Source organism: Neobacillus niacini, assembly GCF_048572935.1.
Lineage (GTDB): Bacteria > Bacillota > Bacilli > Bacillales > Cytobacillaceae > Neobacillus > Neobacillus niacini.
Genome location: NZ_CP183883.1, coordinates 3,233,173 through 3,257,633, shown reverse-complemented (window position 1 = coordinate 3,257,633; position 24,461 = coordinate 3,233,173). Strand labels below are relative to the sequence as shown.

Genomic DNA, 24,461 nt, shown 5'->3' with positions numbered 1-24,461 from the left:
CATCATAAGCCCCTCTCTTTTTTCAGCACTTCTAATATTAATCCTGCTGTTTCTTCTATCGCTTTATTTGAAACATTGATAATTGGACAACCTACTCGCTTCATAATTTTTTCAGCATAATCAAGTTCATCAAGGATCCTTTCAAAAATTTGCATAACTTGCTTTGGAACCTAACCCTAAAGCTTTTAACCTTTCAAGTCGGATTTCATTTAATTTATCGGGAGAAATAATTAATCCAATACAATTTTTTCTCGGAATCTCGAACAATTCGTCTGGTGCTGGAACCTCTGGAACCAAGGGAACATTGGCAACCTTAAATCGTTTATGCGCTAAATACATAGATAACGGTGTCTTCGATGTCCTTGAAACACCTATTAAGACAATATCTGCCTTAAGAATTCCTCGAGGATCACGGCCGTCATCATACTTTACAGCAAATTCAATGGCTTCTATTTTTCTAAAATACTCTTCATCTAGTTTTCTCATTAATCCTGGCTGGTGGTGAGGAGTCTTATTAAAACTAGTTGTGAAGGCATTTATCAAAGGACTAAGCAAATCCACCGCCATAATATTTTCTTCTGCCGCCCGTCGATCTAAATATTCCTTTAGAACAGGGATGACAATCGTATAGGCAATAATGGATTTTCCCGTTCTCGCTAGAATAAGCACATCCTCAATGTCTTCAAAATCGTCAACATAGGAATTGCGGCGAATCTCAACATTTCCTCCGTTAAATTGTGTCGCAACCGCTTTTACAACAAACTCTGCTGTTTCCCCAACCGAGTCTGAAACCACATAGACAACTTCCTTCTCTCCTAAAATCACTGCCACTCCCCTTTATACCGAATTTTGCTCCATTATTTCTAGATATGCTCGTGTAATGGTTGTTTTCGTAATCCGACCGACAAGTAAATATGTATGGTTTCCCGGATTGATATCTTTGACTACTGGTAAGGAGTCAATGTGATTGAAAATCATCTTTTTTGCTGCCTCTAGCAAGGTTTCATCAGGTGTAACCGTTATGATGTTTGGCATTCTGGTCATAATGACGCTGCATGGTAGTTCTTGCAAGTCTTTGTTTCCAATGGCAGTTCTTAACAGGTCTTTTCTTGAAATAACTCCGGCTAAATAGCCATCGCTGTCAACCGCATAAAGCGTCCCGACATCTTCTAAGAACAATTGAACAATCGCATCATATACAGAAGTGGATTTTTCAACCACGATCGGATGTGCTTTATAATCCGCAACTTTTTGAAGAATGAATTGTTCTGCCTGTTGCTTTACCTCATGGTTATGATTGAAAAAATAACCGACGCGAGGTCTGGCATCCAAATTGCCTGCCATCGTTAAAATCGCTAAATCTGGTCTTAAGGCTGCTCTGGTTAAGGAAAGCTTCTCTGCAATTTGCTGCCCTGTAATTGGCCCGCTTTCCTTTACAATCTTCAGAATTTCATCTTGGCGTTTCGTTAATTTAATCACATTGACCCCCTTTTCAAGATAATCATGTTATATTTCATGCCTGAAATTTAAATGTGCTATACTTATTAATATATAGTATATTACATTTATACAATATAGGGAACAATTAGTTCAACATATTTTTGACAAATTTTTAACACGCAAAATAGTGCTGCTTTTATGTTACCTAATTCGTGTTCATTAAGGTTTCGGGCTAGTGGCGCCTTTCCACTTTACCCAATTCATTGAGCCACTATGGTTTCGGGCCAGTGGCGCCTTCCCACTTTACCCAATTCATTGAGTCACTATGGTTTCTGACCAATAGAGCCGCACCATTTTACCCAACTAACAGTTACCAGGGGGGTTCAGGCAAAAAAAGAACCCTACCGTTGGAGATAGGATTCTAACTATTTTTGACAGTTCGGACAGAAGAAGGTTTTGCGTGACGAGATCATTTCCTTCACAATCGTAACACCACATCTTTTGCAAGGTTCACCTTCTCGGTCATACACTAAACATAGATTGTTATATCCACCTGTTAGGTCATCACCCTTAAAAAAAGGATTTTCCATGTAACCTCCATGCTTTAGAGCATCGAGTAGAACATGTTTCATCGAAAGATAAAGTTGATTTCGTTCATTCTCCTTTATATCTTCTATACTCCGTTTTGTTTTAATTTCAGCGTGATAACAGATTTCGTCTGAGTAACAGTTTCCAATACCTGCAATAAACTCCTGATCGAGGAGTTTTGATTTGATTTTTCCCCGTCTGTCTCCAAGCAGTTTTAAAAATGCTTGTGCCGTGAATGGTGGATCCAATGGCTCTGGACCCAATGAGGATAATTCTTTTTGAACATCCTGTTCACTATATAAGTGTAAATAACCCAGTCGAAGCCCAATAAAATAAAGATGGTGATGTCCAAACGATAAACGAACCTGAATCGTTCGGTTCGGTTTGTCTTCCCCTGTCCCAAGATACATCCAGCCGCCAAGCATTAAATGAAGCAACAAAACCTGCCCGTTATCTAAATGAAAGAGTAAATGCTTTCCTCTGCGATTGACTGTCACGACCTTCTGATTTACGACGGTACTAGAGAAGAGAACAGGGTTCACATTTATCGATTTCTCTCTATTAATTTGTACTTCAGTAATGGTTTGACCCGCTATTTTTTGATTGAGCATTCTTCTGTAATTTTCCATCTCTGGCAGTTCAGGCATAAATCCACTTCCTCTCTGCTGCTTCTTCATATCTTCTCCCTGAAAACGCAAAAAAACCGAACTTTTTATAAGTTCGGTTTTGTGTGTATGTATCAATATAAGCTTAAATGGATTGTATTACGCTTAACTAGCTGTGCCAAAAGCCCTGTTAGAAGTATTTGGAGCGGGTGATGGGAATCGAACCCACAACAACAGCTTGGAAGGCTGTGGTTTTACCACTAAACTACACCCGCATGTTAAGTGACCTATCAATATTACATGAAATATTATAGCACAGTACTACTAATTTGTAAACTATTTTTTATCTTCTTGGAGATGTCTAAGCTTCTTCAATAAATCCTCTGAATCCTCAGCTGCAATAAACACACCATTAACAATCGCATAAGGTGATTGTTTGCATTCCTCACAACGACTTTGACAATGATACTCTTTATATTCTATATTTTTCTTACTCAAGAAGGTACTATATTCATTTTGTAAGTCCTCTGATAAAAAGCGATCAAGGTTTTTTTCACAAAAATTGATCGTTAATTTCTTTTCTTTTGTAAAAAGTTTAGTAATAAAATTCATTTGTTGAACATCTCCACTGCCTGTCTTCTTATAGTAAGTATATCAATTTTTGCTTTAAATTTCTCCCAATATACATATAAAGAGCAACCAATTCAAATTTAGGGTTGCTCTTTATGGTTCCTATATATGAAATTTTTACCTTTTTGAATGTTTTTTATCAATTTTCGCCTCAATTCTCTCCATTGCTTTGAGATCACTTTTTAATTCCTGTTTGTTTTCATCGACTAATTTCTTAAAGCTTATGATGCTACGTTTTCTCATTTATTTCTCCACCTTTCTTATGTTTTTATTATACATAAAGTAGAAAGGGTAAAATCACCTCAAATATTACAACTTTTTGAACTTTTTTATATTATCGGAAAATTAGATTAAAGTAGATGATGATCACCCTCTGTTTGGTTACTCATCAACCACTATTCCACGCCACAACCTATTTCCACATGCCGGATTTCACTTGGTTTTAGGATTTTTACATAAAAGTTTGCATTGCGACAAATTATAATGAGGAGGTGTAATAAAATGAGAAGAAAAAAATATCCATATTTTTCGTTAATGACGATTACATTAATTGGATTGGTTTTATTACCTTTTGCAATTGTAAAACGTTCCTTTAAGGATTGGATTATTGTATACCTTGTAAGTTTCATTGGTAATTTTTTCTCAGACAAATATTTAGTGGCAAGAGGGTATCTAAAATATCCAAAAAAACTTTTCCCAAAGTATAAAATCCATCTCCCATTTGATTTTATTCATTATCCTTTAATGCTGCTTTATTATAATCAGTGGACATTGAACAGCAAACCTTTTGGGATTATTTTAAAACTTTTTCCTTTTGTTATACCGCAAACAATCATAGAAACCTTTGCTTCAAAGAAAACCAACCTAATTAAATGGAAAAAGGGATGGACATGGTATCACTCTTTAATAAGTCTTATGTTAAAACTGCTAATTTGTAGAGGTATCATTGCCCTAATTAGAACCATAAACAAAGGGAACATTTCTGTAAGGTAAACGGGGAACGCGATGATTCAATAAACTTGTGTAAAAGAGAAAAGTAATAAACGAGGTGGATGAATAATGGAAAATGAAAATACAGGTGCACCTAATACTATTAAATCTAGCATATGGAATACCCGAACTGACGAACCTGTTTCTGTAATCAAAGATAAAATTGCTGTTGCCCTTGAAAAACCTATCCAAAAATCAAAAACGAGAGATAAAAATTAATTAATTAAAAAAACCCTTAGTATTTTTCTTTCCTAAAAAAATGAGCTGCATATTTGCAGCCCTTTTTCACTTTCAAAGTGGAAGGTTCCTTGATACTTTGTAAGTAATTTTATAGGTAAAACATGTACCTCAATTAACTATCTATTAAGAAATAAGATATTTTTCTTTGAAGATTGGACTCAGTTCACTCCATACATCAAATTTATTACCATCTAAATCATAAAAAACAAAATTTCTTCCAGAGTGTCCTCTATCTTCAATCTCTCCAACTCTTATTTCTCTTTCCTTAAAGTCTTTATGGATGGCTTCTAAAGCTTTTAATCCATTAACTTCAAATGTTAACGAAAAACACTCATTACCGTAAATATCAAAAAAATTGGAGCTTTGGTTTTTATTAGACCTCATAAGAAAAAAGCTTAGATTGGCAAAGTTTAAAATAGCTTTGTCTTGATCTTTGTAGCTTAATTCTGCTCCTAATTTATTTACATACCAATCAGATGAAAGGTCTACATTCGTTACAGGTATATATGTTGTTCCAATCCTTAATAATCTCTCTCCCATTTTTTTCTCCTTTCAAAACTGTTATTGAAATCTAAAATTTTTGATGCACTTTAAACTTGAATTGGTAAATATTTCTGATGCTTTTTAGGCTCAAATTATGCAATTTCGATCTCAGTTGATTGTTGGATTTCGTTCGAGCGACTTAATAATTGCTTTGCAAGCAAGGGAACCTCTTTACCAAAGTTAACAAACGCACCACTACCTTTTAATCCAACAAGCTTAAATTCTCTTTTAACCATCATAAATTGAATATTAACCTCTCCCTTTTACATAAAATCCCATTACCACTCTGATTTTAATTATTCAATAAAAAATCTTCTCTTCATGCATAGATACTGATTTATTCAATTATCTTTTAATAAACTTATCGTTAACTTAAGTACTTTTAGAAACTTTATTAACCAACTTCCCTTCATAACATTAATTGGAATGACGAACCGAATTAACAAATACAAGTCTTCCGCTTCAAACCAACTCTATTTTTCACTTCTATTTTCTTTATGTAATCTGTTGCAAGAGGAACCTTACAAGCCGTGTTCCCTACGTCAACGTGCACCTTTCCGATAAACTCTGCCACCTGTTTTGCTTCTTCACTTAGTTCCGTTACATACGCGCCCACAGAAATAACAAAACCATTCATCACATATCGTACACGGTTTCGTTCAGAATGGATATTCTTATGCACATGGTCTAATAAAGAACGAATTTCCGATATGTCCAACTTTTCATCCGGAGTGATGGATAAATAATTGGAATAAGTACTCCAGCCGCAAACGGCGATCATTTCTTCCTCAGATTTTATCCATTCTCTCGCCAATTCCATGGCATAATCACTTTCAGCTGCTACTTGGGCAACTGTATATTCCGCTGCCATATACCAGTAAGCTTTCTGGGCCCAATCCTGTAAGGTCTCTTTTGAAATCAGTTTTGGATTTACCGAGAGACCTGCCAAATACATGGCATCATGATTGCCTGAGTCATATAATTTTAACGCTAAATCATGATCCTTCTTTACATATTTAACTAGTTTCTTCAAATCCGCAATTTTCACACCAAAAAAAGGCTCTTTTACTCCGTGATTGTTATAAATTTGCTTCGTTTGTTGAGATCCTAATTCTTTAAGTTTTTGCATAATTTCTTCATAGGTCATGCTAATATCCTCCCGTTATGCAGCAATATTAATTTATTTTCCTTCATTAATAACCAACACTGGTACCTCAGAATCAAATTGAACAATTTCCAAGATAGTAACATTTCGTTACTAAATATACAAAATCCTTTTAAATTTGACACGTTTAATTATAAATATTATTGCTAACATCGATGATATCGAATCAAATATATGTGAAATGGATAGGCTAAAAATTTCATTAAGCAACAAACGGTTGTGAACATAGCCAAATGTATAGAATTTCCTAACATGTAATGTTACAGATTACAATTAAAAAAGGTGCAAAGATAATCCATTAGTGGATCATACCTCACACCAAACAATTTATTTATTACTGTTCATCGAAAGATTTACAATCTGTAGAACGGATTCATCAATTGCTACACCAAATTCTTTTGGCTCTGTCATCGCACGCCATCTTTCATTCCTTACACTTGATAACCCCAATTCGAGCGATTCATCTTTAATTCCAACTTCTTGAAGGAGTCTAATTGCTCTTTCCATTGAATCAATCATTCTCATTGCACCATAACTATGCGGCTCCCTATATAGCCCTTTTGCGCTCGTAAGCGTGTAGGCAACATAATCACGAAGTTGTTCAAGGATTTGTTCTTCTATTTTACCTGTTGCCATATTGGTCATATGAAATCACCTCCAGTGCCTGTTTACTCGTTTTCGGACGTGGCGGCATGTTTGCAAAACCTAGACTAATTAATAGTTCTGGCTCTACATCAGTTGGAAGATCTAGGACTTTTTTGATTGCTTCCCGATGAAAGGAACGAACCGGGCAATTTCCCACACCATTTGAATGTGCCGTTAAAAGAATATAAGCAGCAGCAATACCAATATTTACAAAACGAAGTACTTCTGCTGTATCCAATCCTCCACGATTTAATGATTCCGTTGCATTGGAGCATAAAACCACAACAGCAGCAGGATCTCCAGATAATCCTGGAGCAAACCGTTTGATTAGTCTTAATTTCCCTTCATCCTGAACAATGACAAAGTGCGATTCTTGTGCGTTGCTTCCAGAAGGACTATTCAGTATGGCACTCTCAATATCTTGGATAAATTCAGTCGGTAATTTACTAGGCTCATAGGATCTAGTACTTCGCCTTGATTTAACAGCCTCGATTACTTCCACTACTTTACACATCCTTCCTTATTTTAATGAAAAACCATACTCTTTTAGAATTTGTTTAAGGTTTTCTCTTAAGCTTGCAGATACAGCTATGGTTTCAGGACGACTGCAGCGGCGGGCAGTATGCTCACACCAACCATACTCGATTCCCCCTTTTTCTGGTTCACCGGCTAATGAAACTCGCCGCCCATCATATGTTCTTCGTGAAATCATAGTTTGATCATATTCATTCAAATACTTATCTAAATCGTCTCTGGAATAGGTTTCTACGTGTACAGTCACTTGAGAAGGGAGCCGTGGTTTCACTCCACGTCTTACTCCCTCTCGCTCAAAACCTATCGCCAATCCCGATACAGCAAATACTCCCTTTGGCAGGTTTAACTCCTCTGCAACTGCAATTGGATCATTCCTTATTGAACCAACCGGACAACACGCTAAACCTAGGGATTCAGCTGCAACAACGGCATTTTGCAAAGCCAACGAGGCGTCCATTGCTGCAAGTAAAAACATTTCAAGCGTATCTGCAGAAAACCGATACTCCTGTCTAGCGGTTACATATTTCAATCTAAAGATATCCGCACAAAAAATTAGAAATACAGGTGCTTCTCGAATAAAATTCTGATTGCCAGATAAACGAGCTAGTTTATCTTTTCGCTCTTCATTCTTGACAACGATGATACTGTAGGCCTGTAGATTAGATGATGTCGGAGCACTACGTGAAGCTGTGATAATCGCTTCGAACATTTCTTCTGGCAGGGGCTTTGGTTGAAAACCGCGGACTGATTCATGAGATGTAAGGACTTCTATTGTTTGATTAAGGAAATCATTAGGCAAAGTGATTCCTTCTAGTTCTAACCTACTGGTAATATGGCTTATTTTCGTCATAGAATCCGCCTTCCCTTTAGCACCTTTTTATTTTTTAAAGCTCCCGTTTTCCATTAATATTTCTTCATTAATATAAACCGTTGGCTTTGTCACGACCCCGTCAATGTGAACGCCGGCTGAAATAGTACCGCCAAAGGTATTATTGCTCCCAAAAGCAACATGAATGGTTCCATATACTTTTTCATCTTCCAACACAACGCCGGTAATCCTAGCTTTGTCGTTCGTTCCAATGCCAAATTCACCAAGGAGTCTGCCGTCGCCATCGCCTAAAATTTCCAATAGTTTTGCCCCTGCCTCACCCTCGGCACGAACAATCCGACCATTCTCAATCGTTAAAAGGACAGGTGTATCAAGACGGCCAATACCAGCAATGGAGCCGTCAATTGTAATTTGTCCAATCGCTGTTCCCTCCACAGGAGCAATATACGCTTCCCCTGAAGGCAGGTTACCAGACTGCCCAGGTTCTAAATACATTCCTGTACTTGGGATGCCATCCCTTCCTTCAATAGAAAAAGTGAGTGTGTATTCATCTTTTTCAATCCGAACGCTTTTTCCTTCCGTTAAAACATCTGTCATCGCTTCAGTTAATATTTTCACTTGAGAATAATCAGCTGCAATGGCCCCTTCTAAGAACATATCTTCAGTTATGCCTGGCATCGTGGCTAATCGTGTCTCAGAAGCCGCAGCCTTCTTTCTTGCCTGTGTATGTGTTAACGAGTGTTCTGTAAGACATACCACCACATCTGCCTCAATCATCGCTGCTGTTACGGAAGCGGGTGGTTCTTCTCCTGATTTTTTTCGTTCCTTCATTACCATTAGCATGCTTTCTGCACCTAGTAGTTTACCCGCTTCGAATAAGGATTCACCTAATTCCTTTTTAACATCATCGGTCACAACAAGGAACAATTCAGTCTCTTTGAGTCCTAAACATTTTACCAATACATTTTTGCTAATTTCGATTAACTGTTGATTCACTTTAATCACCCTCTTAAATCATTTCTGATGTTAATTTTGCCATAATGGCATTAGAAAGTATAACTGGCAAGCCTGTTGCTTGTGAAACCAATTCCCTTGCTTCCTCTGTGTAACCCATGCAATCGAGTAAAATAATATCTACTTTATCTTTCAGTTCGTTTGCAGCTGTTTCAAAGCTTTTTGGATCATTATGATAAGGCGATGCAACACCAAAAGAAGGTGATAACCCAAACGGTAAAAACTTCGATACTAGGGATTCTTTTTGCTCATCTAGCGGGACAATTACTCCAAATCTTCTACTTCCAACCATTGCCTTAACAGCTGGAGGAATTACATGATCAGGTTCGATTAAATAAGCGCTCTCAGTAGTAAGACCGGGAAATACACCTGTACATAGCAGCAGGATTTGTTTAATCCCCATTTTCTCAAGAGCATTAATTTTTTCTTGTAAAATCGGTTTAATTTTCTCACGTGCCATGATAACGGATTCATCTGTAACCAATCGTGATGTTAATACATAATCCCCTTCTTCTGGATACAAATTTTCTTCAATATATTCCTTCGTCATTCCGTCCAACACCCCAACTTGAACCAACTGCGCACGCCCGTCCAAGTATTTCTTAATAATAGGTGCAACATCGTTTCTTGGTGCTTGACCAATAGTTATCATTCCTAACCTTTCCATCCCTACACCCCTTGATTATATGAAAATAAAAGGAGGGCAGATGCCCTCCCCTAACTACAGCTGAGGAGCTTTTTGCCCCATCGTTTGGAATCTTTCCATAGAACCATATAATTCTATGATTTTATTAAACTCGTCTTTACTATATAATTCACATGTTCCGTTAGTTGCTTCTTTTGCAACTTCTACGGCAAACCGCACGGCATCTGCGATATCGGTTTCATGACTCGCACCAGTTCCACAGCCTGGAACAACGGCTTGAGCGGTAATCGCTACACCGACTACAGGAGCTGATGTAGCAACAGCAGGCTGTAGGATGGAGTTTATATGATACAAATCATTTCCGTATGGTGTAATGTCTTGCGTTGTGATTGGGAAGGTCACCGCGAATTGACCTGTTGTCATTTCCATTATCCGAAGCAAATCATCGCTAATACGGAGAATGTATCCTTCCTTCACAGTTGGTGAAATAGCGATTCCCTTATGGTTGATGACACGGTTTCCTTTAGTTGTATCAATTGATAAAATGGCCTCCATTTCCGGGACTACTTCATATTTATTCATAGTCAAAATATCTACTGGAGAATCCATAAAATCAACTGGTTCATGTGGGCGAGTTGGCGCATCTGGGCAAATATGAGTGGTAACAATTACGTCGCCAACCAGCGTATCCCCTTTTTTTTGCATCTCAGCTAGCTTCAATGCAGAAGCGACGGCTGCTACCGCACCATCCGCATCGGAAACTATACCAATTCGACTTGGACGAGCACCGATTCCACCTAATCTCCCTACAATTCCAAAGGTTGGTGCATCTCCACCATTACTTTTTCCATTTGAACCCGGAATCACTATTTTTATGAAATCAGTGCTGCCTTTATCACCTTGAACTGTTTGTACCGTTACAGTAACGTTTGAATAAGAACTAAATAATCCCTTGACACTTTCCCCAGAAACATAGGCACTGTCTAATGTGTCAATGGCTGTTAGAGTTTGCTTAAGTACCATCGTTTTTCCTCTCCATTCCGCTTAAATGCTATATTCAAGTATTGATCTATTAATAATATCCTCTATTGGTTTTAATAACTTTTGATTTCTCATGGTACTACTTAAGATTAACTTTTCCTTCGGAGCTGCTATTACAGCAATTTGCTGACCTTTTTGAATAGCTGCCGAGACAATCGGCTCAGCTGTTCTTGCGTCAAGTGTCATAATTAGGTCAGGAAAAGTACCAAATCTCTCACCATTTTTTTCAATCGTCATGTATTCATTCCAAAATGTTAATTCATAGGAATCATTTATGGTGACGGTACCAACATCAAAACCGCCTGTAGTTTCAAGAACAAAGTCCGTTACTGTTCCTTCTGTAACCACTTTTCCTCCCAGGGTACTTACCACGGCATCGATAGCCGCTTCGCCAACATGGCTTAACAATGCTTCTCCTACCTGAATCGCTTGTTGAATCGCCCCAGCAGCACCATGAGCCTTGGCATAAGCAACCGTTACGGGGTTCCTAGCCACCGCTAATAAACCGCCAGCTTCAATCGAAGCTTTCCGAATTAATGTCGAAGCCTTGTCAAGTGAACCAGATACACTCAACTCCATGTAGTTAGAGCCTTTACCGCCAACTGCAGCCTGATGGGAGACATAGTCCTCTTGCTCTGAAAGATTCATTGATCCCATAGAGCCAGTTGGATGTGCTCGTCCATTACATGGAATATCAATAACTGGGATACCGGTTACGGCTGATTGAAACCATCCGTTTACCGTAGTACCTGCTCCATTTTCGTTTGTAATAATTCCTTGAATCGGTTTTCCGATTTTTTGTGAAAGAAGCTCTAATGCTCTTGAATAATGAATCGGTTTAACAAATTTATCCTTTGCAGCAGGTGCACCTACTAATGAAGCTGTAACGAGCAAATCCTCATCTGAAAGCTCCTCTACGGTTAAAAGTTCAGGCTGACCAACGTCAAGAGCTAACCTCCCAATTTGCAGACCATCCTCAATCCAGCCTCCCCCACCGCCACCGAGGACTGCACCGCCATATACTGCATACTCAACAATTTTTTTATCTAATTGAATTTTCGCCATTTTACTCTCCCTTATTTGCCCATTTTGAAAACAGAATTGAAAAAGCTGAATAATGCATCCCCTGCGATAAATCCGGCTGCTAAAATACTCATAGGTGCTTCTGCTTCTTTACCCTTTGCTTTTACCCAAATTAAGCGAATGACAATACCAGTTAGTACTGCAAAACCTGCATAAGGAGTTAAGATCAATAAACCTGTTGCAAAAAGAACCCCTAATTGACGGCTTGGTCCACCAATAAGTTGAAGAATGGCACCAGGAATTGCCCAAAGTAATAATTGTTTTGCAACATCTGCAGATGTACCTGCTTCAATCGTTGAAACATAAACTGCATCAATTGGAGGTACTAAATTTTGTGCAAAATATCCTTTGTAAGTAACAAGCACTGTTAATAACGCCACACCAAAGGCAATCATAGACGTAAAGTATTGTTGTTTTCGCCCTGCAATTTCATATTCTCTGTTCTTCCCAGCACCACGTAAGATATGTCCTGTTTTAAAGTCATAGCCCATATCAGCAAACGCTGGCCCTGTAGCAGCACTAAATCCAGCTAACAATGCAAGAGCTAATGGCGGGAACCCAACCATCATCCCAATTAGAAGAGTAATAAATGCTACCGCGAACGCTGGAAACCAGCCTGAATGCATGGCCGCGATACCCACGATCATTTCATGAACGAATGCAGCAAAAGCAGCAAAGAACAAGAATCCGATGAACATACCGGGAGACATGTCTGTGATAATACCGCCTGTAATCGCAATGATTAATGCAACAGCTAGGTAGGCACCGAAACCTAACCCTAAGGCTTTCCTTGCTTTATCTATTGGGCGAGTAAACTCTACATCATCAGCCACTTCTATGGTTGCTGCCACTTCATCCTTCGTTGATGGTTCAGATTTCTTTTTCTTAGCAAAAATCAACATCGAAACCTGCACTAATGCAATAATTCCTGCCCCGATCATAATGCCGTGTGGAATATAAAGTGCGTTTACATCTACTCCAAACACAGGAATAGAGTACTGGCGGAACAAAAGACCGATACCAAACATAGAAAGGGCCCAAATATTCCCGATAAAAGCAACACCAAATGCTGACATTGGTATATGAAGAAAAGAACCAACAATACCAATTAGAGTACCGACTCCAAGTAAACCAGCCCTCTTACCACCTTTATCACCTGCCAGGATCGCTTGAGCTGTTGCAACGCCAGGCGCCCATGTGCCTTTTGCAGGGAACAGTTTTGAATCAAAAAGTTTATAAAGAATGGCTGCATCGACAAACATCGCTAACGCAGCACCAATTAACATTGGAATGATTAATTCCGGTGCCCCCATTAGAAATGGGATACCGATTGGAATTAATAGACTATTGGCTGCTCCAAAAGTTGCAGCAGATATAGCTGTTTGTATAAGATTTTGACGATGAACAGATTTGTATTTCGCAAAAATAGCAATTGGAATTCTAGCAATCAACATCGCTAGTAGAGCACCAATAATCGAAGTATTTGGTGTTACCCCTAGACTTACAATAATCTGCATACCGATAATCGCACCAAAGACTGATGTTATGAGCGTTAAAATAAATGTAAATGGTTCAAATAAACGTGGATGTTTTTCATCTTGAGTTTCATGTTTCACAGTATTTCCCCCTATTAATAGTTAATCTGTATTGGACTTAACTTGCTTTCTCTATATGCTTTGATAGCTTTCTTTGCAAGTTTATTACTTAGCCTTTGATTTGTTCTTAACCGTATTGGCTTCTGCTATTTGGGTAGCCATCATTTCGAAATGACCCTTTCTTATAGTAGTTTTTTGTAAAATACTAAAAAGGATTCCGGTAAATACAAGCGCTGCCCCAATCATTTGTTGCAGAGTCACAGTGTTCTTGTAAATCAAAAAGTCTAGCAGCATGGTCATTAAAGGTTGAAGATTTAACACAACGGCTGCTCTTGCTGCACCTACATCATTCATCGCCTTATTCCACATTAATGTGGTAAGTCCCTGTCCGATTACCACCGAGCATATCGCAAATCCCCAAATGGCAATTGAATGATTCCAATCAATGTTGGTGCCAATCAAAAGGAAGGGATCAAAAATGATCGCACCCATCATAAAACTATAGGTTGTAATGATAATAGGTGATAGCCTTTTGGATAGCAATCGAACAAAAATAAGATTACAGGCAAATGTGGCTGTTCCTCCAAAGAGGAGGACATCACCAATATTGAAAACGAATTCTCCTCGTACGGATAAAACTAAAAAAATACCAAAAATTGCAATTATACTACCAATTACCATTTGTCCTGTTACCTTTTCCTTCAGAAAGACAGCTGCTAAACCTGCCGTTATTAAAGGTGATAAACTAAAAATTAAGGAAGCATTGGTGGCCGTTGAATATTTTAGACCCATAAACAAAAAGATTTGATTTGCTACTAATCCAATTAAACCAGCAAAACAAAATATCACCAGTTCCTTTCGCTGTAAGCGAACGTAGGATTTAGTAAAGAAAGCCAATAAACAGAAGAAAATCGAGATGACAGTCAGGCTAAAGGCTGATAGAAACAAGGGAGAAAATTCTTTAAGTAAAAATTGACGTGCAAGGTAGTTTCCCGCCCATATAAAGACACATATTAAGAGCAAAAGATAGGATCGGACCAATGGAAAACCTTCTTTCAACCAATGCTACTAGTTCTTCCCTACCCACTTCGGAACACTAGTAAGCGATTATTTTATGCTTTTATAGATAACTGATGATACAAGGTGGCCGCAAACATTCCCTCTGCCTCAACAGCATCAATAACTGGAACGTTAATCTCTTCTCTTAACAGATCAGCTAGTCCAATCGTAGAAAATCCAGTACAAGCAAAGACAATGACTTTTGCCCCTTGACCGAGTAATCCTTTTGCAGTCTCTATTGCATTTTGACGCCCGGCAGGAGTCAATAAATCTGTTGTGTTCGACACACCTTCTGGCTTTGAATACCCAACAAGCAAGTTGCCCAATGTTTGCTCAATCACGGCTGGTGGTGCTTCTGTAATTCCTATGACACCAACAGGTTCCCCAATCGCCAAAGCCGTTAGAGCTGCAGCACTACCAGCACCGATTATGGGTATGGACACTTCTTTTCGCAGTTCGTTAATGGCAGGGTCAGCTGCACAACTAATAACAAGAACCTTACAACCCTCTTGTTCCATATGTTTGCCTAACTCAACGATCTTAGGAACCGCAATAGTTTCTGTTTCATCATTGTAGATTCCTAAAGGCTGGTCAGGGATACATTTTGTTATGGTTGGGACATCAAAAGATTTAGAAATTACCTTCCCATGCTGTTGAAGTACTTCTTCCTGATCAGTCGTGAAAACCCGAATAATACCAATCATACAAATTCCCCTTTCTTATTGCATTTTCTGAAAAAAAAGAAAGTATTGAATGTTTTTAATTCTAAATAATCTTCCGAATCACTACAATGTCCTACAAAGCCAAAAAAAAATAGGGTCAATTGTGCTCTGAGCACAAATTGACCCTAAGTTGTTGTTTCCATTTTCAATTTAAAATAAATGATGCAAAAGTAATAAATAAATCTCTCCTGGAAATTCTCCATATCGATATCGGCTATCTCTCGAATTCTATCCATCCGGTATTTCACAGAATTTCGATGGATAAAAAGTTTCTTGGCTGTTCCCATCAAACTTCCACCTGTAAAAAGATAATAGTATAAAGTGCTTACCAAGTCCGTTCCATTTTCCTTATCATAGTCAACCAGCAAACCAATCTTTTTTTCTACAAACTTGTCCATATCAACAAATTCTGTAGCGTCCATTAATAATTGGAACAATTCCAGCTCCTCAAAATCAAATATTTGATGATACCGATTTAATTTGGACCCCATCATCATTGCACGTTTTGCTTCTAAAAAACTGCCTTGAATATCCCATAACGGTTTTTTTCCTCCAAAACCAATCCGAATACCCTGCCGCCCTTGAATAATAGGAGACAAAATCGACCTCCAATGCAAAGGTACGTTATTGCCAATATGTTTCATTTGTTCATCGTTCTGTGAGGCAAGTATTAACAATAAACGATTACCCTTATCAAGAATATGCGACTTTATTCGATACTCTTGCGAAGTTTGTACAACTAAGGTACTAATTTTTTCAATTAACACAGCATCGTTATCATTTTCTACTTCAACGATCGCAAGTTCCCACTCACCGTCTGGTTTAAATCCTAGCTGATTTCCTTTATTGATGATGACTTCCTTAGATAAGGTTAAACCAGACAAAAGTTCTTCAATAAAATCACCACGTATTTTATTTTCCGTTTCTATGGCCGTTTTCCTTCTCATTAATTCTAATGAAAATACAAGCCTTGCTTGCTCTACACATATAAGCTCGACATCATCTAATGTTGCTTTATCAATAACGAGCTTTCCTTCATGTTTTTTATCCACGTTTATATTCCAAAACTTTTTATTATGTGAAGGGAGATTCGGAGTATGTGCGGGAGAGGAAACAATTGTCTTTCCAGTTTTATCTACTAGCCACATCGACGATCTTAACAACCCGGAAACCTTGTCCGCAACCGCTTGTATTCCCTTATTTTCTACGACTAACGTAGTCAAAGTCTTGTAAATCTCTTCCGACCTTCTTAGCAAAGAGGCTTGTTTATCAATGATTTGCTCCATGACTGCATGGGTGATATCCATATACGGTACATTATTGGGAAGTTGGATAATTGGCAAGTTATATTTTTGACTCATTTGGATCATCTCTATGGGCATATCATGTAGAAATCTCTCAGTTTTGATTGCTAAAGCCGCTGCTTCAGCCAGTGCTAATTGTTCCACTAATTTCGGTAGTAGTGTAGGATCATGACGAATAGCATAAGCAGTAGTAAGCAGGACCTCCCCTTCTCTAAGCCAGCCTGTAACATCAGGAACCTCCATAATGTCTATATATTTAACAACACGATTCATTCCCAATTCACCACTAATCACCTTTGCCTCTTTTAAAACGGGAAGGCGGAGAATTTCACTTACCGTAATACCTGCAGATTTCATCTATTTCACCTGATTCATTTCTAAGTTATTATTGTATTCACAAGATTATTGCATAACCCATTCAGTTTACCATTAATAAAAGTTCAATAAAATAATTGGTCTTTAAAAATAGAAAGGATACTATTCCAAGCTAAGTTAGAAAAAATACATCCTTACCTTCAATCCTGGGTGGAATGAAAATGCAGAAAATCTCGACTCATTTACAGACGTATGTGAACTTCAAGAGCAGCTAAAAGAAAAAGGAATCACAATGTTTTCTGAAGCAGATGAAGCCACTGAAGGACCAGTGCATTTTATAATAGAAGATCCAGATGGTAATCAGATTCTTTTCGATCAACACAGATAAAAAAAGAATACATAAAATGTTACTTAACAGATCAGCGAAGGCTCTGCTTGTACTATTTTGCAAGAGAACCCTCCCTTTTGTTTTACCGAGACCTACATCCATCTGCTATCACTTTTATTCCAATAATACTCCTCTACTCTTCCACTCAATTATGGCTAAAACCCCATAAAACTAGAAGTCTGAATCATTCAAGATAGGATTACCCATAATTAATAAACTACTTACTTTAAAAACTATAGATAAACAGTATAGTTAATATACTGGATAGACAAAGTTTGGTAGACTTTTATTGACATATGAAAGTGGTTTCTTAAATAGTTCATTACTGTTATGAAATTGGAGGTAGCATGATGGGACAAACGAACGAATTGGCACACCGTAAAGCGAGCAAGACGATTAAACTTGTGGATGAAGCAGGAAATCCTGTAGCTGGAAAAGAAGTTGTACTTAAACATACGAACCATAAGTTCCTTTTTGGCAGCGGCATTTTTGATGTGATTGATGTAGCGAACAAAAATGTTCCAGCAGAGCGCCTAGCTTTCCAGGAACAAAAACTTGATAAGTTCCTAGATGTTTTTAACTCTGCAACACTGCCTTTTTATTGGGGAACTTTTGAGCCTGAAAAAGGAAAACCGCGAACAAAGGAATTAAAAGCTGCTGCTCAGTGGTTAAAAGAAAGAAATGTAACAGTAAAAGGACATCCTCTTTGCTGGCACACGGTCACGGCGCCATGGCTTCTGGAAATGAGCAATGAAGAAATCCTCAAAGCACAGTTTGAGCGAATTGAACGTGATGTTTCCGATTTCAAAGGACTAATCGATATGTGGGATGTAATTAATGAAGTTGTGATCATGCCAATTTTTGATAAGTATGACAATGGGATTACGCGAATTTCTCAAGAACTTGGCCGTGTTGGGATCATTAAAGAAATGTTTGCAAAAACACGTGAATGTAATCCCGGTGCGACACTATTATTAAATGACTTTAATACATCCATTAATTATGAAATCTTAATTGATGGATGTTTGCATGCAGGTATTCCAATCGACGCAATTGGGATTCAATCACATCAGCACCAAGGATATTGTGGGCGTGAGAAATTAGAAGAAGTTCTAGACCGTTTTTCGCACTTTGGACTTCCCATTCACTTTACAGAAAATACATTGACATCAGGACATCTCATGCCGCTTCATATCGAAGACTTGAATGATTATCAAATTCCAGAATGGCCGTCAACACCTGAATTCGAAGAACGTCAGGCAAAAGAAATAGAAGAAATGTATACCATTCTGTTTAAACATCCTCTAGTAGAAGCCATCACAACATGGTCCTTCAGTGATGATGGTGCATGGCTTGGTGCACCGGCTGGTTTTCTCAGAACTGATAATAGTCCAAAACCTTCATATGAAGTATTAAAGAAGCTGATAAAAGAAGACTGGTCTACAAATGTCACGGGTAAGACAGATGACAATGGAATAGTTTCATTTGAAGGATTCCTTGGTGAGTATGATCTAGTTTGCGGAGATAAAAAAGTGCGCTTTAAATTAGATAAAAATGCTGAAACCGTACAGATCATAATCTAATCAAGAGTATTAAGGAATAAAAAGTAAGACTGTTTAAAAGGCTGCATTTATTGTGAGCTTTTAAAACAGTCTTTTGTTAATGCTAATTCACTCTTTTTCGTTATCTTCATATAAATCAACATATACATTTCCATTAGAATTAATCTGAGCTAAAAAGACATCTTCAAAATGATTTGCCCCTTTTTTCTTTATCTCACTAAGAAGCCAATCCTTTGTATAGCCTAAGGATTTCAGACGTTTTTCTAGAAGAGTTCCATCGATAATAATTAAGGAAGGGGCATGGTCCGCTTTCATTCTTAGACCAATGTCTTTTGGAGTTAGCGACTGGAACTCTGGTTTTTTCATTACACTAATCTGCCCATTTGTTTCCAAAATAGCCATTTCAACCTCTTCAATCATAAATGCATCTTTTTCTCTTAAACCATTCATAAGGTCATCATACGTCATCTTATGTTTAAAAAGACCTTTCTCCATTATTTTCCCATCTTTAATCAAAATAGAAGGACTACTTTCTACTAGATCTCTAAACTTAAACGATTTAATCGCACCATAAGCTAGGACTAAGGACAAAAGAGTATAAACCACTAATCCTATTAAGCCATTCACAATTTTCATGGAGGTATCAATTGCTACTTGTGAAGCCATGTCACCAATTACAATTCCGACCACATAATCAAAAAACGTAAGCTGTGAAATCTGTTTTTTGCCAAGTATTCTTGCAAGCGAAAATAAGACTAAAAAAGATAAGATAGCCCGACCAGCCACTTCTACATATTCCGGCATACTAACCTCCAGGATATTTTAATCCATCCTATCTTCCCCTATTCTGAAGAAAATATCTTTTTGAAATAAAAAATAGATAAAAAGAACTAATCACAAACAAGAAAGTACCGCTTACTAGGAATACAGATTGTAATGCTGAACTACTCTAAATACTAGTTACAAAATTTTTTTGATTCCATTTTGTAATATTCACCCATTCATTTTTACTATTATATAAAGTCCACTGTTTTTGCTGTATTGAAGAACATTCTATTATGATCTTAGGAGGGTAAAAATGAGCGAGATTGTTTCGGCATTTTCTGAGATTCCAACTACTTGTATTTCAGATACCATGCAAGGACTTAATAATATGGATCCATTAATTAAACCGCTAAAAGAAGAATACAGAATGGCAGGTCGTGCCTATACAGTAAAAATGCCAGTTGGGGATAATCAATACGTTCTACGTGCTATTCGTGAAGCCAAGCCGGGAGATATTCTTGTAGTGGATGCTAAAGGTGATACCTATCGAACCATCGCAGGGGATTTCATCCTGGGACTTGCGCAAACATTAGGCATTAAAGGGGTAGTTACCGATGGGGTGATTCGAGACATCCTAGGAGTAAAAAAGCTTAACTTCCCCGTTTTCTGCAAAGGGACAACCGTTGCTTCAAGCGCGAAAGCTGGTTGGGGTGAAGTCAACGTCCCGATTTCTTGTGGTGGAACCTCCGTTAGTCCTGGGGATATCATTATAGCGGATGCAGATGGGGTTGTAGTCATACCGCAGGCGATTGAGGAAGAAGTATTAAGAAAAGCAAAAGAAAAACTGATGAAGGATCAGGAAAGAGATATGAAAGTTTCCGGTAAACACGATGAAGTGATTCGCTATTTAGATAGTATGCTAAAATAAAAAGGTACCAAACAGAAAGGAAAACGATTTATTGATGTTTTCCTTTTTTGTTTATTTTATTAAATATAAAAAAATTTCTTTCCTACCAAACAAGAGGTTTGGGTAGTTAGGATGCTCGTTGATGCAAATTTGTTTGAACATGCTGCTTGTAACCATTCTTTTGCACCCTTACAAAAAGATTATTAGCCAGCAGTGAAATAACAATCAAGACGGTACCTAGAATGTCAAACATTGTTACATCATAGCCTTGATAAATCGAAATTAAAAGTGTAGTAACGGGTACGAAGTTAATGAATAAAAGGGCATTTATGGGTGATAAAATGCTGACACCGATGTTCCAACCGAGCAGTGCAATGAGGCCAGGAAATATTATCATAAACAATAAATGCGGACTTGCAGCGATCATCACTTCTTTTGTAGGGAATGATATATATCCAAACAGTGTCGCTGCTGCCACAATCACAACCGCCGTTAGCGTTCCAAGTAAACAGCTTAACGTCGAATACCGTAAAACGGACCAACTAGTAAACCTACTCCCACCCATTGTATATATGACCCATCCAACCACTGCAATAAAGATGAGTATGGAAGGCATGATCGAATCTCTCGCGCCTAGAAATGCTCGAATATCACCTTTTGTAATAACGAGAATCGCACCAATTAATGACACGAGTACACAGATAAAAGTGAATCTTTGAGGGCGTTTCTTGAAAACCATCCATACGAATAAAATGGAAATCATCGGCATTAAGGATTCCATAATCGATGCAACCATTACCCCTGATTCACCCATTATATCTTCTCCCCAGAAGATAAATAAATTATAGACTGTAAACGCCATTGTGCCGAAGAACCATAATGGAAGACCTAGACCTTCAAAACGGAAAGCTTGTTTTCCTTCTTTCCAAAATAGTATTACTGCCAAAATGATGGTAACAGCACCATAACGAATGATCGTAAAATAAAAGGGATCGATATGTTTAAAAGCTGCATGTGCGATTGGAAACATGGCTCCCCATGAAACGGCAGCAATAAAACATAAAAAAGCTCCCCATAAAACTTTATTTCTCAAATTCCATCTTCCTCCCTGAATTAATAGCAGATTGATTATCTCCCTTATTTGATATCTTGTAAAATCAATAATAATGATGATCTACTATCATTTTTCGTGATATCATAAGAATACAGAATAATGATAGAGGGGCATGAAAAGTGGAATTTAAAGACCTAGAGATTTTTCAGGTGGTTGCGGATAAAGGGACTATATCAGAAGCTGCTAAAGAGCTAAATTATGTGCAATCAAATATTACATCAAGAATTCGTAAGCTAGAAGCTGAAATGAATACTCCTCTCTTTAATCGACATCGACGAGGTATGAGCTTAACACCGGAGGGTAAAAAACTATTAACCTATAGTAAAAGAATATTATTACTAACAGAAGAAATGAAAAATGCCGTTCAAACGAATAAAGAACCGTCTGGAAAATTAGAAATTGGTACAATCGAAACGGTTATACATCTACCAAAAATTTTGTCTAGTTATATTAAAAAATATAAAGAAGTCGATTTGTCTGTATTTACGGGAGTTACAGAATCATTAGTGGAGGAAGTATTAAATCATAAGTTGGATGGTGCTTTTATTACAGAAACGGATGTACATCACGACCTTCTGTCCTATGAAGTGTTTGAAGAGGAGCTCGTTTTAATTTCTGATACTCATGTCACCACATTAGAAGATATCAAAGAAGAAACTATATTATGTTTCAGCAAAGGTTGTGGCTACCGAGCACGTCTAGCAGAATGGTATAAAAATCAAAACATTACGCCCAAAAAAATAATGGAATTTGGTACTTTAGAAACCATTTTGCGCAGTGCTGTTATGGGACTTGGTGTGGCATTCGTTCCAAAGTCAGAAGTTAAACAATTAGAAAAGGAGGGTCTAGTTCAATTTCATACGCTTCCAGAGCAATATAGTAAGGTAAAGACTGTTTTTGTTAGAAGAGCTGATACGTACTTAACACCAACAATTGAGAAATTTATCGAAACAATTGAGTCCAGTAAACAATGGAACCGGACATAGAGATAGGTTTCTAATTCCCCCTCCCCTTTTTTGACGCTCGGCGCATAAGTAACCTAGGAGGCTTTGGTTTTGGTTATTGGGCTGCCTATATATTATGAACTATCAAAAATAGGACTTCCAGGTTGGAGAAGCCCTAAAAAAAATCCTCTTCATGGGAAGGATCGTCCTCCTCAATGACAATATCCGTATATGGAATCTTGTCCTCTGATGGGGCAGAAGCTCCTTCTGAGGATGATTCATCATGGTGAATAGGACCAGACTGATCTGAACTAGGCTGGTTATTTTCCATTTCCCCTTTCATTTCCTTCATTTTTTCCATTTCCTCTTTTACTTGCTCAGTGATTTTCTTCGGGATTGCTTCTTTTCCATATGTCGCACCAATATTTAATGCTCCGCTTAAACTTTTAATGCCAAGCTGAGCAAAGTTATTGTTTTGTTCATACTTTTCTAGGTATAACTTTTCAATATATAACGTTTTTAAAATAGGTTCTTCGTTTTTAATTGGTACCTCTGTTTCGTCCATTCGTTTCACTAAACCATTACTAATATCTATTAGCTCCTCTAGCCGTTTTACCAACCCAGCCTGGACTTCATTCACCAATAAAATATTGCGTTCTAAGAGTTGTACTCTCATTTCAATCTGTGTGAAAAACACATCCATGTTATCTCTTTTTTCACTTTTATGTTCATGTGTTGAAAAATCTTCAGTTGATGTCTGTCGATGATCTTCTATTATTGATTGTGAGTGTCCTTTATTCTCTCTAAACTTTTCAAGTTGCTCTACTCTTTGTCCCATTTCTTCCAATCTTTTATTGATTTCATTAAAATTATGGGCATTCTCCATCTTTATTATTTTTAAATCCTTACCTAGTGTCTTTTCTCGCTCCTGTTCATTTTTTTCCCCATTGTTGTAACTATACATCGATGTTCGAATCTTCTTCTCAAACTCCAATAGGCTTTTCAATTGAACTTCGAGTGCATTGATTCTTAAAGTCTGCTTTTCCATATTATCTAAGACTTTTTTTTCAGCCTTTTGATTGAACATCCTTTTTATAGGCATCGTGTCTCCCCACATTAAAGTAATTTTATTTTTCCGACTATGTTAATCGATATCTACTCGCTCTTCTTTTAAAAATTGCCGTTTATATGTAACAAATAGAAGTCCATTTTTAAATTTAGCCCGAATTTGATTTGGAAACGTCGGTTCAGGAAGTTGAATAACCCGTTCAAAAGAGCCATGATATCTTTCTTTCTGTACAGGCTCCCCCGTCATCATTTGGTGACTGCTTCCTTTGATTAAAAGATGGGTTCCTGATACAGATAATTGTATATTTTCTTTTACATAACCTGCTAAATCTGAGATTAACAGAACTTCCTCATCGGTTATGAAAATATCTGTTGGGGGAAACTTTTTCCCCTGACCCGCTCTCATTGCTGGTTCACCCGATTTATTTGGATCCATATTACTTTTCATAAATTCTTCAAAGGAGGATTGATCAAAAATCCCATCCCAAAAATCACCAGTTTGGTATTTTTTCGCCAAATCCATCCATTGTAAGATCTTATTCATATCCATGATGGATCATCCTCCTTGTAAGACTCAGTATGAATCCCCGTACATTTCTTCTTATAATTAATAATATTTATTATTTAGTAAATCATTCATAAAAAGTGTCCAATCTTAAAATGAAGCCCCCATGATTTACCACGTTCCGTCTAGTCCCTATATACAAAATCATATTTTCTAGTTA

Annotated in this window: 27 protein-coding genes, 1 tRNA gene and 2 pseudogenes; 6 read left to right on the top strand and 24 right to left on the bottom strand. The window is 37.5% G+C overall.

Annotated features, from left to right (window positions below):
- Positions 1–2: 2 nt before the first annotated feature.
- From ACN6MT_RS16135 to ACN6MT_RS16110, 6 genes and pseudogenes are all read right to left on the bottom strand, one after another.
- Positions 3–822, bottom strand: a pseudogene (locus ACN6MT_RS16135) (pyruvate, water dikinase regulatory protein).
- A 15-nt stretch (positions 823–837) separates the two neighbouring features.
- Positions 838–1,479: a helix-turn-helix transcriptional regulator gene (locus tag ACN6MT_RS16130; RefSeq protein WP_063253846.1), complete on the bottom strand. Its 642-nt coding sequence runs from the start codon at positions 1,477–1,479 to the stop codon at positions 838–840.
- A gap of 386 nt (positions 1,480–1,865) precedes the next feature.
- The gene (mutM, locus tag ACN6MT_RS16125) at positions 1,866–2,675 is read right to left on the bottom strand and encodes a bifunctional DNA-formamidopyrimidine glycosylase/DNA-(apurinic or apyrimidinic site) lyase (protein ID WP_419956454.1); all 810 of its coding nucleotides are present in this window, start codon (positions 2,673–2,675) and stop codon (positions 1,866–1,868) included.
- A 159-nt stretch (positions 2,676–2,834) separates the two neighbouring features.
- Positions 2,835–2,908, bottom strand: a tRNA-Gly gene (locus ACN6MT_RS16120).
- Between the two features lie 61 nt (positions 2,909–2,969).
- The gene (locus ACN6MT_RS16115; RefSeq protein WP_419887058.1) at positions 2,970–3,245 is read right to left on the bottom strand and encodes a DUF1450 domain-containing protein; all 276 of its coding nucleotides are present in this window, start codon (positions 3,243–3,245) and stop codon (positions 2,970–2,972) included.
- 135 nt (positions 3,246–3,380) lie between these two features.
- Positions 3,381–3,506 carry an FbpB family small basic protein gene (locus ACN6MT_RS16110; protein ID WP_157411813.1) on the bottom strand — a complete coding sequence of 42 codons (126 nt, stop codon included), beginning with the start codon at positions 3,504–3,506 and terminating at the stop codon, positions 3,381–3,383.
- A 258-nt stretch (positions 3,507–3,764) separates the two neighbouring features.
- On the opposite strand from ACN6MT_RS16110, the gene ACN6MT_RS16105 reads away from it, so the two are divergent.
- Complete coding sequence (locus ACN6MT_RS16105; RefSeq protein WP_419887057.1) at positions 3,765–4,256, top strand: CBO0543 family protein; 492 nt, start codon at positions 3,765–3,767, stop codon at positions 4,254–4,256.
- A gap of 66 nt (positions 4,257–4,322) precedes the next feature.
- Positions 4,323–4,472 (top strand): hypothetical protein, encoded by a 150-nt coding sequence (locus tag ACN6MT_RS16100; protein WP_157411814.1) that lies wholly within the window; start codon positions 4,323–4,325, stop codon positions 4,470–4,472.
- 144 nt (positions 4,473–4,616) lie between these two features.
- Here the strand turns inward: ACN6MT_RS16100 and ACN6MT_RS16095 are convergent, their stop codons facing one another.
- From ACN6MT_RS16095 to ACN6MT_RS16030, 14 genes are all read right to left on the bottom strand, one after another.
- The gene (locus ACN6MT_RS16095) at positions 4,617–5,033 is read right to left on the bottom strand and encodes a VOC family protein (protein WP_419887056.1); all 417 of its coding nucleotides are present in this window, start codon (positions 5,031–5,033) and stop codon (positions 4,617–4,619) included.
- Between the two features lie 95 nt (positions 5,034–5,128).
- Positions 5,129–5,275 carry a hypothetical protein gene (locus ACN6MT_RS16090; protein ID WP_419887055.1) on the bottom strand — a complete coding sequence of 49 codons (147 nt, stop codon included), beginning with the start codon at positions 5,273–5,275 and terminating at the stop codon, positions 5,129–5,131.
- A 200-nt stretch (positions 5,276–5,475) separates the two neighbouring features.
- Positions 5,476–6,183, bottom strand: coding sequence for a DNA alkylation repair protein (locus tag ACN6MT_RS16085; protein ID WP_419887054.1), 708 nt, complete (start codon positions 6,181–6,183; stop codon positions 5,476–5,478).
- Between the two features lie 345 nt (positions 6,184–6,528).
- The gene (locus ACN6MT_RS16080; RefSeq protein WP_419887053.1) at positions 6,529–6,846 is read right to left on the bottom strand and encodes a DUF6092 family protein; all 318 of its coding nucleotides are present in this window, start codon (positions 6,844–6,846) and stop codon (positions 6,529–6,531) included.
- A complete protein-coding gene (locus ACN6MT_RS16075; protein ID WP_419887052.1) occupies positions 6,824–7,348 on the bottom strand; it encodes a nitroreductase family protein in 525 nt (174 codons plus the stop codon). The genes ACN6MT_RS16080 and ACN6MT_RS16075 overlap by 23 nt, the downstream gene beginning before the upstream one ends.
- An 18-nt stretch (positions 7,349–7,366) precedes the next feature.
- Positions 7,367–8,230, bottom strand: coding sequence for an NADPH-dependent oxidoreductase (locus ACN6MT_RS16070; RefSeq protein ID WP_419887051.1), 864 nt, complete (start codon positions 8,228–8,230; stop codon positions 7,367–7,369).
- 27 nt (positions 8,231–8,257) lie between these two features.
- Positions 8,258–9,205 carry an aminopeptidase gene (locus tag ACN6MT_RS16065; protein ID WP_419887050.1) on the bottom strand — a complete coding sequence of 316 codons (948 nt, stop codon included), beginning with the start codon at positions 9,203–9,205 and terminating at the stop codon, positions 8,258–8,260.
- A 13-nt stretch (positions 9,206–9,218) separates the two neighbouring features.
- On the bottom strand, positions 9,219–9,890 hold the full coding sequence (locus tag ACN6MT_RS16060; RefSeq protein WP_419887049.1) for an AroM family protein: 672 nt from the start codon (positions 9,888–9,890) through the stop codon (positions 9,219–9,221).
- 54 nt (positions 9,891–9,944) lie between these two features.
- Positions 9,945–10,892 carry a DUF1177 domain-containing protein gene (locus ACN6MT_RS16055; protein ID WP_419887048.1) on the bottom strand — a complete coding sequence of 316 codons (948 nt, stop codon included), beginning with the start codon at positions 10,890–10,892 and terminating at the stop codon, positions 9,945–9,947.
- Between the two features lie 21 nt (positions 10,893–10,913).
- Complete coding sequence (locus ACN6MT_RS16050) at positions 10,914–11,975, bottom strand: DUF917 domain-containing protein (RefSeq protein ID WP_419887047.1); 1,062 nt, start codon at positions 11,973–11,975, stop codon at positions 10,914–10,916.
- 11 nt (positions 11,976–11,986) lie between these two features.
- On the bottom strand, positions 11,987–13,609 hold the full coding sequence (locus ACN6MT_RS16045; RefSeq protein WP_419887046.1) for an OPT/YSL family transporter: 1,623 nt from the start codon (positions 13,607–13,609) through the stop codon (positions 11,987–11,989).
- 84 nt (positions 13,610–13,693) lie between these two features.
- A complete protein-coding gene (locus tag ACN6MT_RS16040) occupies positions 13,694–14,629 on the bottom strand; it encodes a DMT family transporter (RefSeq protein ID WP_419887045.1) in 936 nt (311 codons plus the stop codon).
- A gap of 71 nt (positions 14,630–14,700) precedes the next feature.
- Complete coding sequence (locus ACN6MT_RS16035) at positions 14,701–15,351, bottom strand: aspartate/glutamate racemase family protein (protein WP_419887044.1); 651 nt, start codon at positions 15,349–15,351, stop codon at positions 14,701–14,703.
- A 143-nt stretch (positions 15,352–15,494) separates the two neighbouring features.
- A complete protein-coding gene (locus ACN6MT_RS16030; protein WP_419887043.1) occupies positions 15,495–17,030 on the bottom strand; it encodes a PucR family transcriptional regulator in 1,536 nt (511 codons plus the stop codon).
- 139 nt (positions 17,031–17,169) lie between these two features.
- Between ACN6MT_RS16030 and ACN6MT_RS16025 the strand changes: the two are divergent.
- A pseudogene (locus ACN6MT_RS16025) lies at positions 17,170–17,376 on the top strand (VOC family protein); the annotation flags it as partial.
- A 347-nt stretch (positions 17,377–17,723) separates the two neighbouring features.
- Positions 17,724–18,959 carry an endo-1,4-beta-xylanase gene (locus tag ACN6MT_RS16020; RefSeq protein WP_419887042.1) on the top strand — a complete coding sequence of 412 codons (1,236 nt, stop codon included), beginning with the start codon at positions 17,724–17,726 and terminating at the stop codon, positions 18,957–18,959.
- An 87-nt stretch (positions 18,960–19,046) separates the two neighbouring features.
- Here the strand turns inward: ACN6MT_RS16020 and ACN6MT_RS16015 are convergent, their stop codons facing one another.
- Positions 19,047–19,742 carry a YetF domain-containing protein gene (locus ACN6MT_RS16015; RefSeq protein ID WP_419887041.1) on the bottom strand — a complete coding sequence of 232 codons (696 nt, stop codon included), beginning with the start codon at positions 19,740–19,742 and terminating at the stop codon, positions 19,047–19,049.
- Between the two features lie 274 nt (positions 19,743–20,016).
- On the opposite strand from ACN6MT_RS16015, the gene ACN6MT_RS16010 reads away from it, so the two are divergent.
- Positions 20,017–20,631: an RraA family protein gene (locus ACN6MT_RS16010; protein ID WP_419887040.1), complete on the top strand. Its 615-nt coding sequence runs from the start codon at positions 20,017–20,019 to the stop codon at positions 20,629–20,631.
- 106 nt (positions 20,632–20,737) lie between these two features.
- On the opposite strand, the gene ACN6MT_RS16005 is transcribed toward ACN6MT_RS16010, so the two are convergent.
- On the bottom strand, positions 20,738–21,703 hold the full coding sequence (locus ACN6MT_RS16005) for a DMT family transporter (RefSeq protein ID WP_419887039.1): 966 nt from the start codon (positions 21,701–21,703) through the stop codon (positions 20,738–20,740).
- 140 nt (positions 21,704–21,843) lie between these two features.
- Between ACN6MT_RS16005 and ACN6MT_RS16000 the strand changes: the two genes are divergently transcribed.
- Positions 21,844–22,710, top strand: a complete 867-nt coding sequence (locus ACN6MT_RS16000; protein WP_419887038.1) for a LysR family transcriptional regulator — start codon at positions 21,844–21,846, stop codon at positions 22,708–22,710.
- Between the two features lie 133 nt (positions 22,711–22,843).
- Here the strand turns inward: ACN6MT_RS16000 and ACN6MT_RS15995 are convergent, their stop codons facing one another.
- Complete coding sequence (locus ACN6MT_RS15995; RefSeq protein ID WP_419887037.1) at positions 22,844–23,770, bottom strand: hypothetical protein; 927 nt, start codon at positions 23,768–23,770, stop codon at positions 22,844–22,846.
- Between the two features lie 42 nt (positions 23,771–23,812).
- A complete protein-coding gene (locus ACN6MT_RS15990) occupies positions 23,813–24,286 on the bottom strand; it encodes an Hsp20/alpha crystallin family protein (protein ID WP_063253869.1) in 474 nt (157 codons plus the stop codon).
- Between the last annotated feature and the right edge of the window lie 175 nt (positions 24,287–24,461).

Coding starts and splice junctions, on each gene's coding strand:
- mutM (WP_419956454.1), bottom strand. CDS start 2,675: ATGCCTGAACTGCCAGAGATGGAAAATTACAGAAGAATGCTCAATCAA.
- ACN6MT_RS16115 (WP_419887058.1), bottom strand. CDS start 3,245: ATGAATTTTATTACTAAACTTTTTACAAAAGAAAAGAAATTAACGATC.
- ACN6MT_RS16110 (WP_157411813.1), bottom strand. CDS start 3,506: ATGAGAAAACGTAGCATCATAAGCTTTAAGAAATTAGTCGATGAAAAC.
- ACN6MT_RS16105 (WP_419887057.1), top strand. CDS start 3,765: ATGAGAAGAAAAAAATATCCATATTTTTCGTTAATGACGATTACATTA.
- ACN6MT_RS16100 (WP_157411814.1), top strand. CDS start 4,323: ATGGAAAATGAAAATACAGGTGCACCTAATACTATTAAATCTAGCATA.
- ACN6MT_RS16095 (WP_419887056.1), bottom strand. CDS start 5,033: ATGGGAGAGAGATTATTAAGGATTGGAACAACATATATACCTGTAACG.
- ACN6MT_RS16090 (WP_419887055.1), bottom strand. CDS start 5,275: ATGATGGTTAAAAGAGAATTTAAGCTTGTTGGATTAAAAGGTAGTGGT.
- ACN6MT_RS16085 (WP_419887054.1), bottom strand. CDS start 6,183: ATGACCTATGAAGAAATTATGCAAAAACTTAAAGAATTAGGATCTCAA.
- ACN6MT_RS16080 (WP_419887053.1), bottom strand. CDS start 6,846: ATGACCAATATGGCAACAGGTAAAATAGAAGAACAAATCCTTGAACAA.
- ACN6MT_RS16070 (WP_419887051.1), bottom strand. CDS start 8,230: ATGACGAAAATAAGCCATATTACCAGTAGGTTAGAACTAGAAGGAATC.
- ACN6MT_RS16060 (WP_419887049.1), bottom strand. CDS start 9,890: ATGGAAAGGTTAGGAATGATAACTATTGGTCAAGCACCAAGAAACGAT.
- ACN6MT_RS16055 (WP_419887048.1), bottom strand. CDS start 10,892: ATGGTACTTAAGCAAACTCTAACAGCCATTGACACATTAGACAGTGCC.
- ACN6MT_RS16050 (WP_419887047.1), bottom strand. CDS start 11,975: ATGGCGAAAATTCAATTAGATAAAAAAATTGTTGAGTATGCAGTATAT.
- ACN6MT_RS16035 (WP_419887044.1), bottom strand. CDS start 15,351: ATGATTGGTATTATTCGGGTTTTCACGACTGATCAGGAAGAAGTACTT.
- ACN6MT_RS16030 (WP_419887043.1), bottom strand. CDS start 17,030: ATGAAATCTGCAGGTATTACGGTAAGTGAAATTCTCCGCCTTCCCGTT.
- ACN6MT_RS16020 (WP_419887042.1), top strand. CDS start 17,724: ATGATGGGACAAACGAACGAATTGGCACACCGTAAAGCGAGCAAGACG.
- ACN6MT_RS16015 (WP_419887041.1), bottom strand. CDS start 19,742: ATGCCGGAATATGTAGAAGTGGCTGGTCGGGCTATCTTATCTTTTTTA.
- ACN6MT_RS16010 (WP_419887040.1), top strand. CDS start 20,017: ATGAGCGAGATTGTTTCGGCATTTTCTGAGATTCCAACTACTTGTATT.
- ACN6MT_RS15995 (WP_419887037.1), bottom strand. CDS start 23,770: ATGCCTATAAAAAGGATGTTCAATCAAAAGGCTGAAAAAAAAGTCTTA.
- ACN6MT_RS15990 (WP_063253869.1), bottom strand. CDS start 24,286: ATGGATATGAATAAGATCTTACAATGGATGGATTTGGCGAAAAAATAC.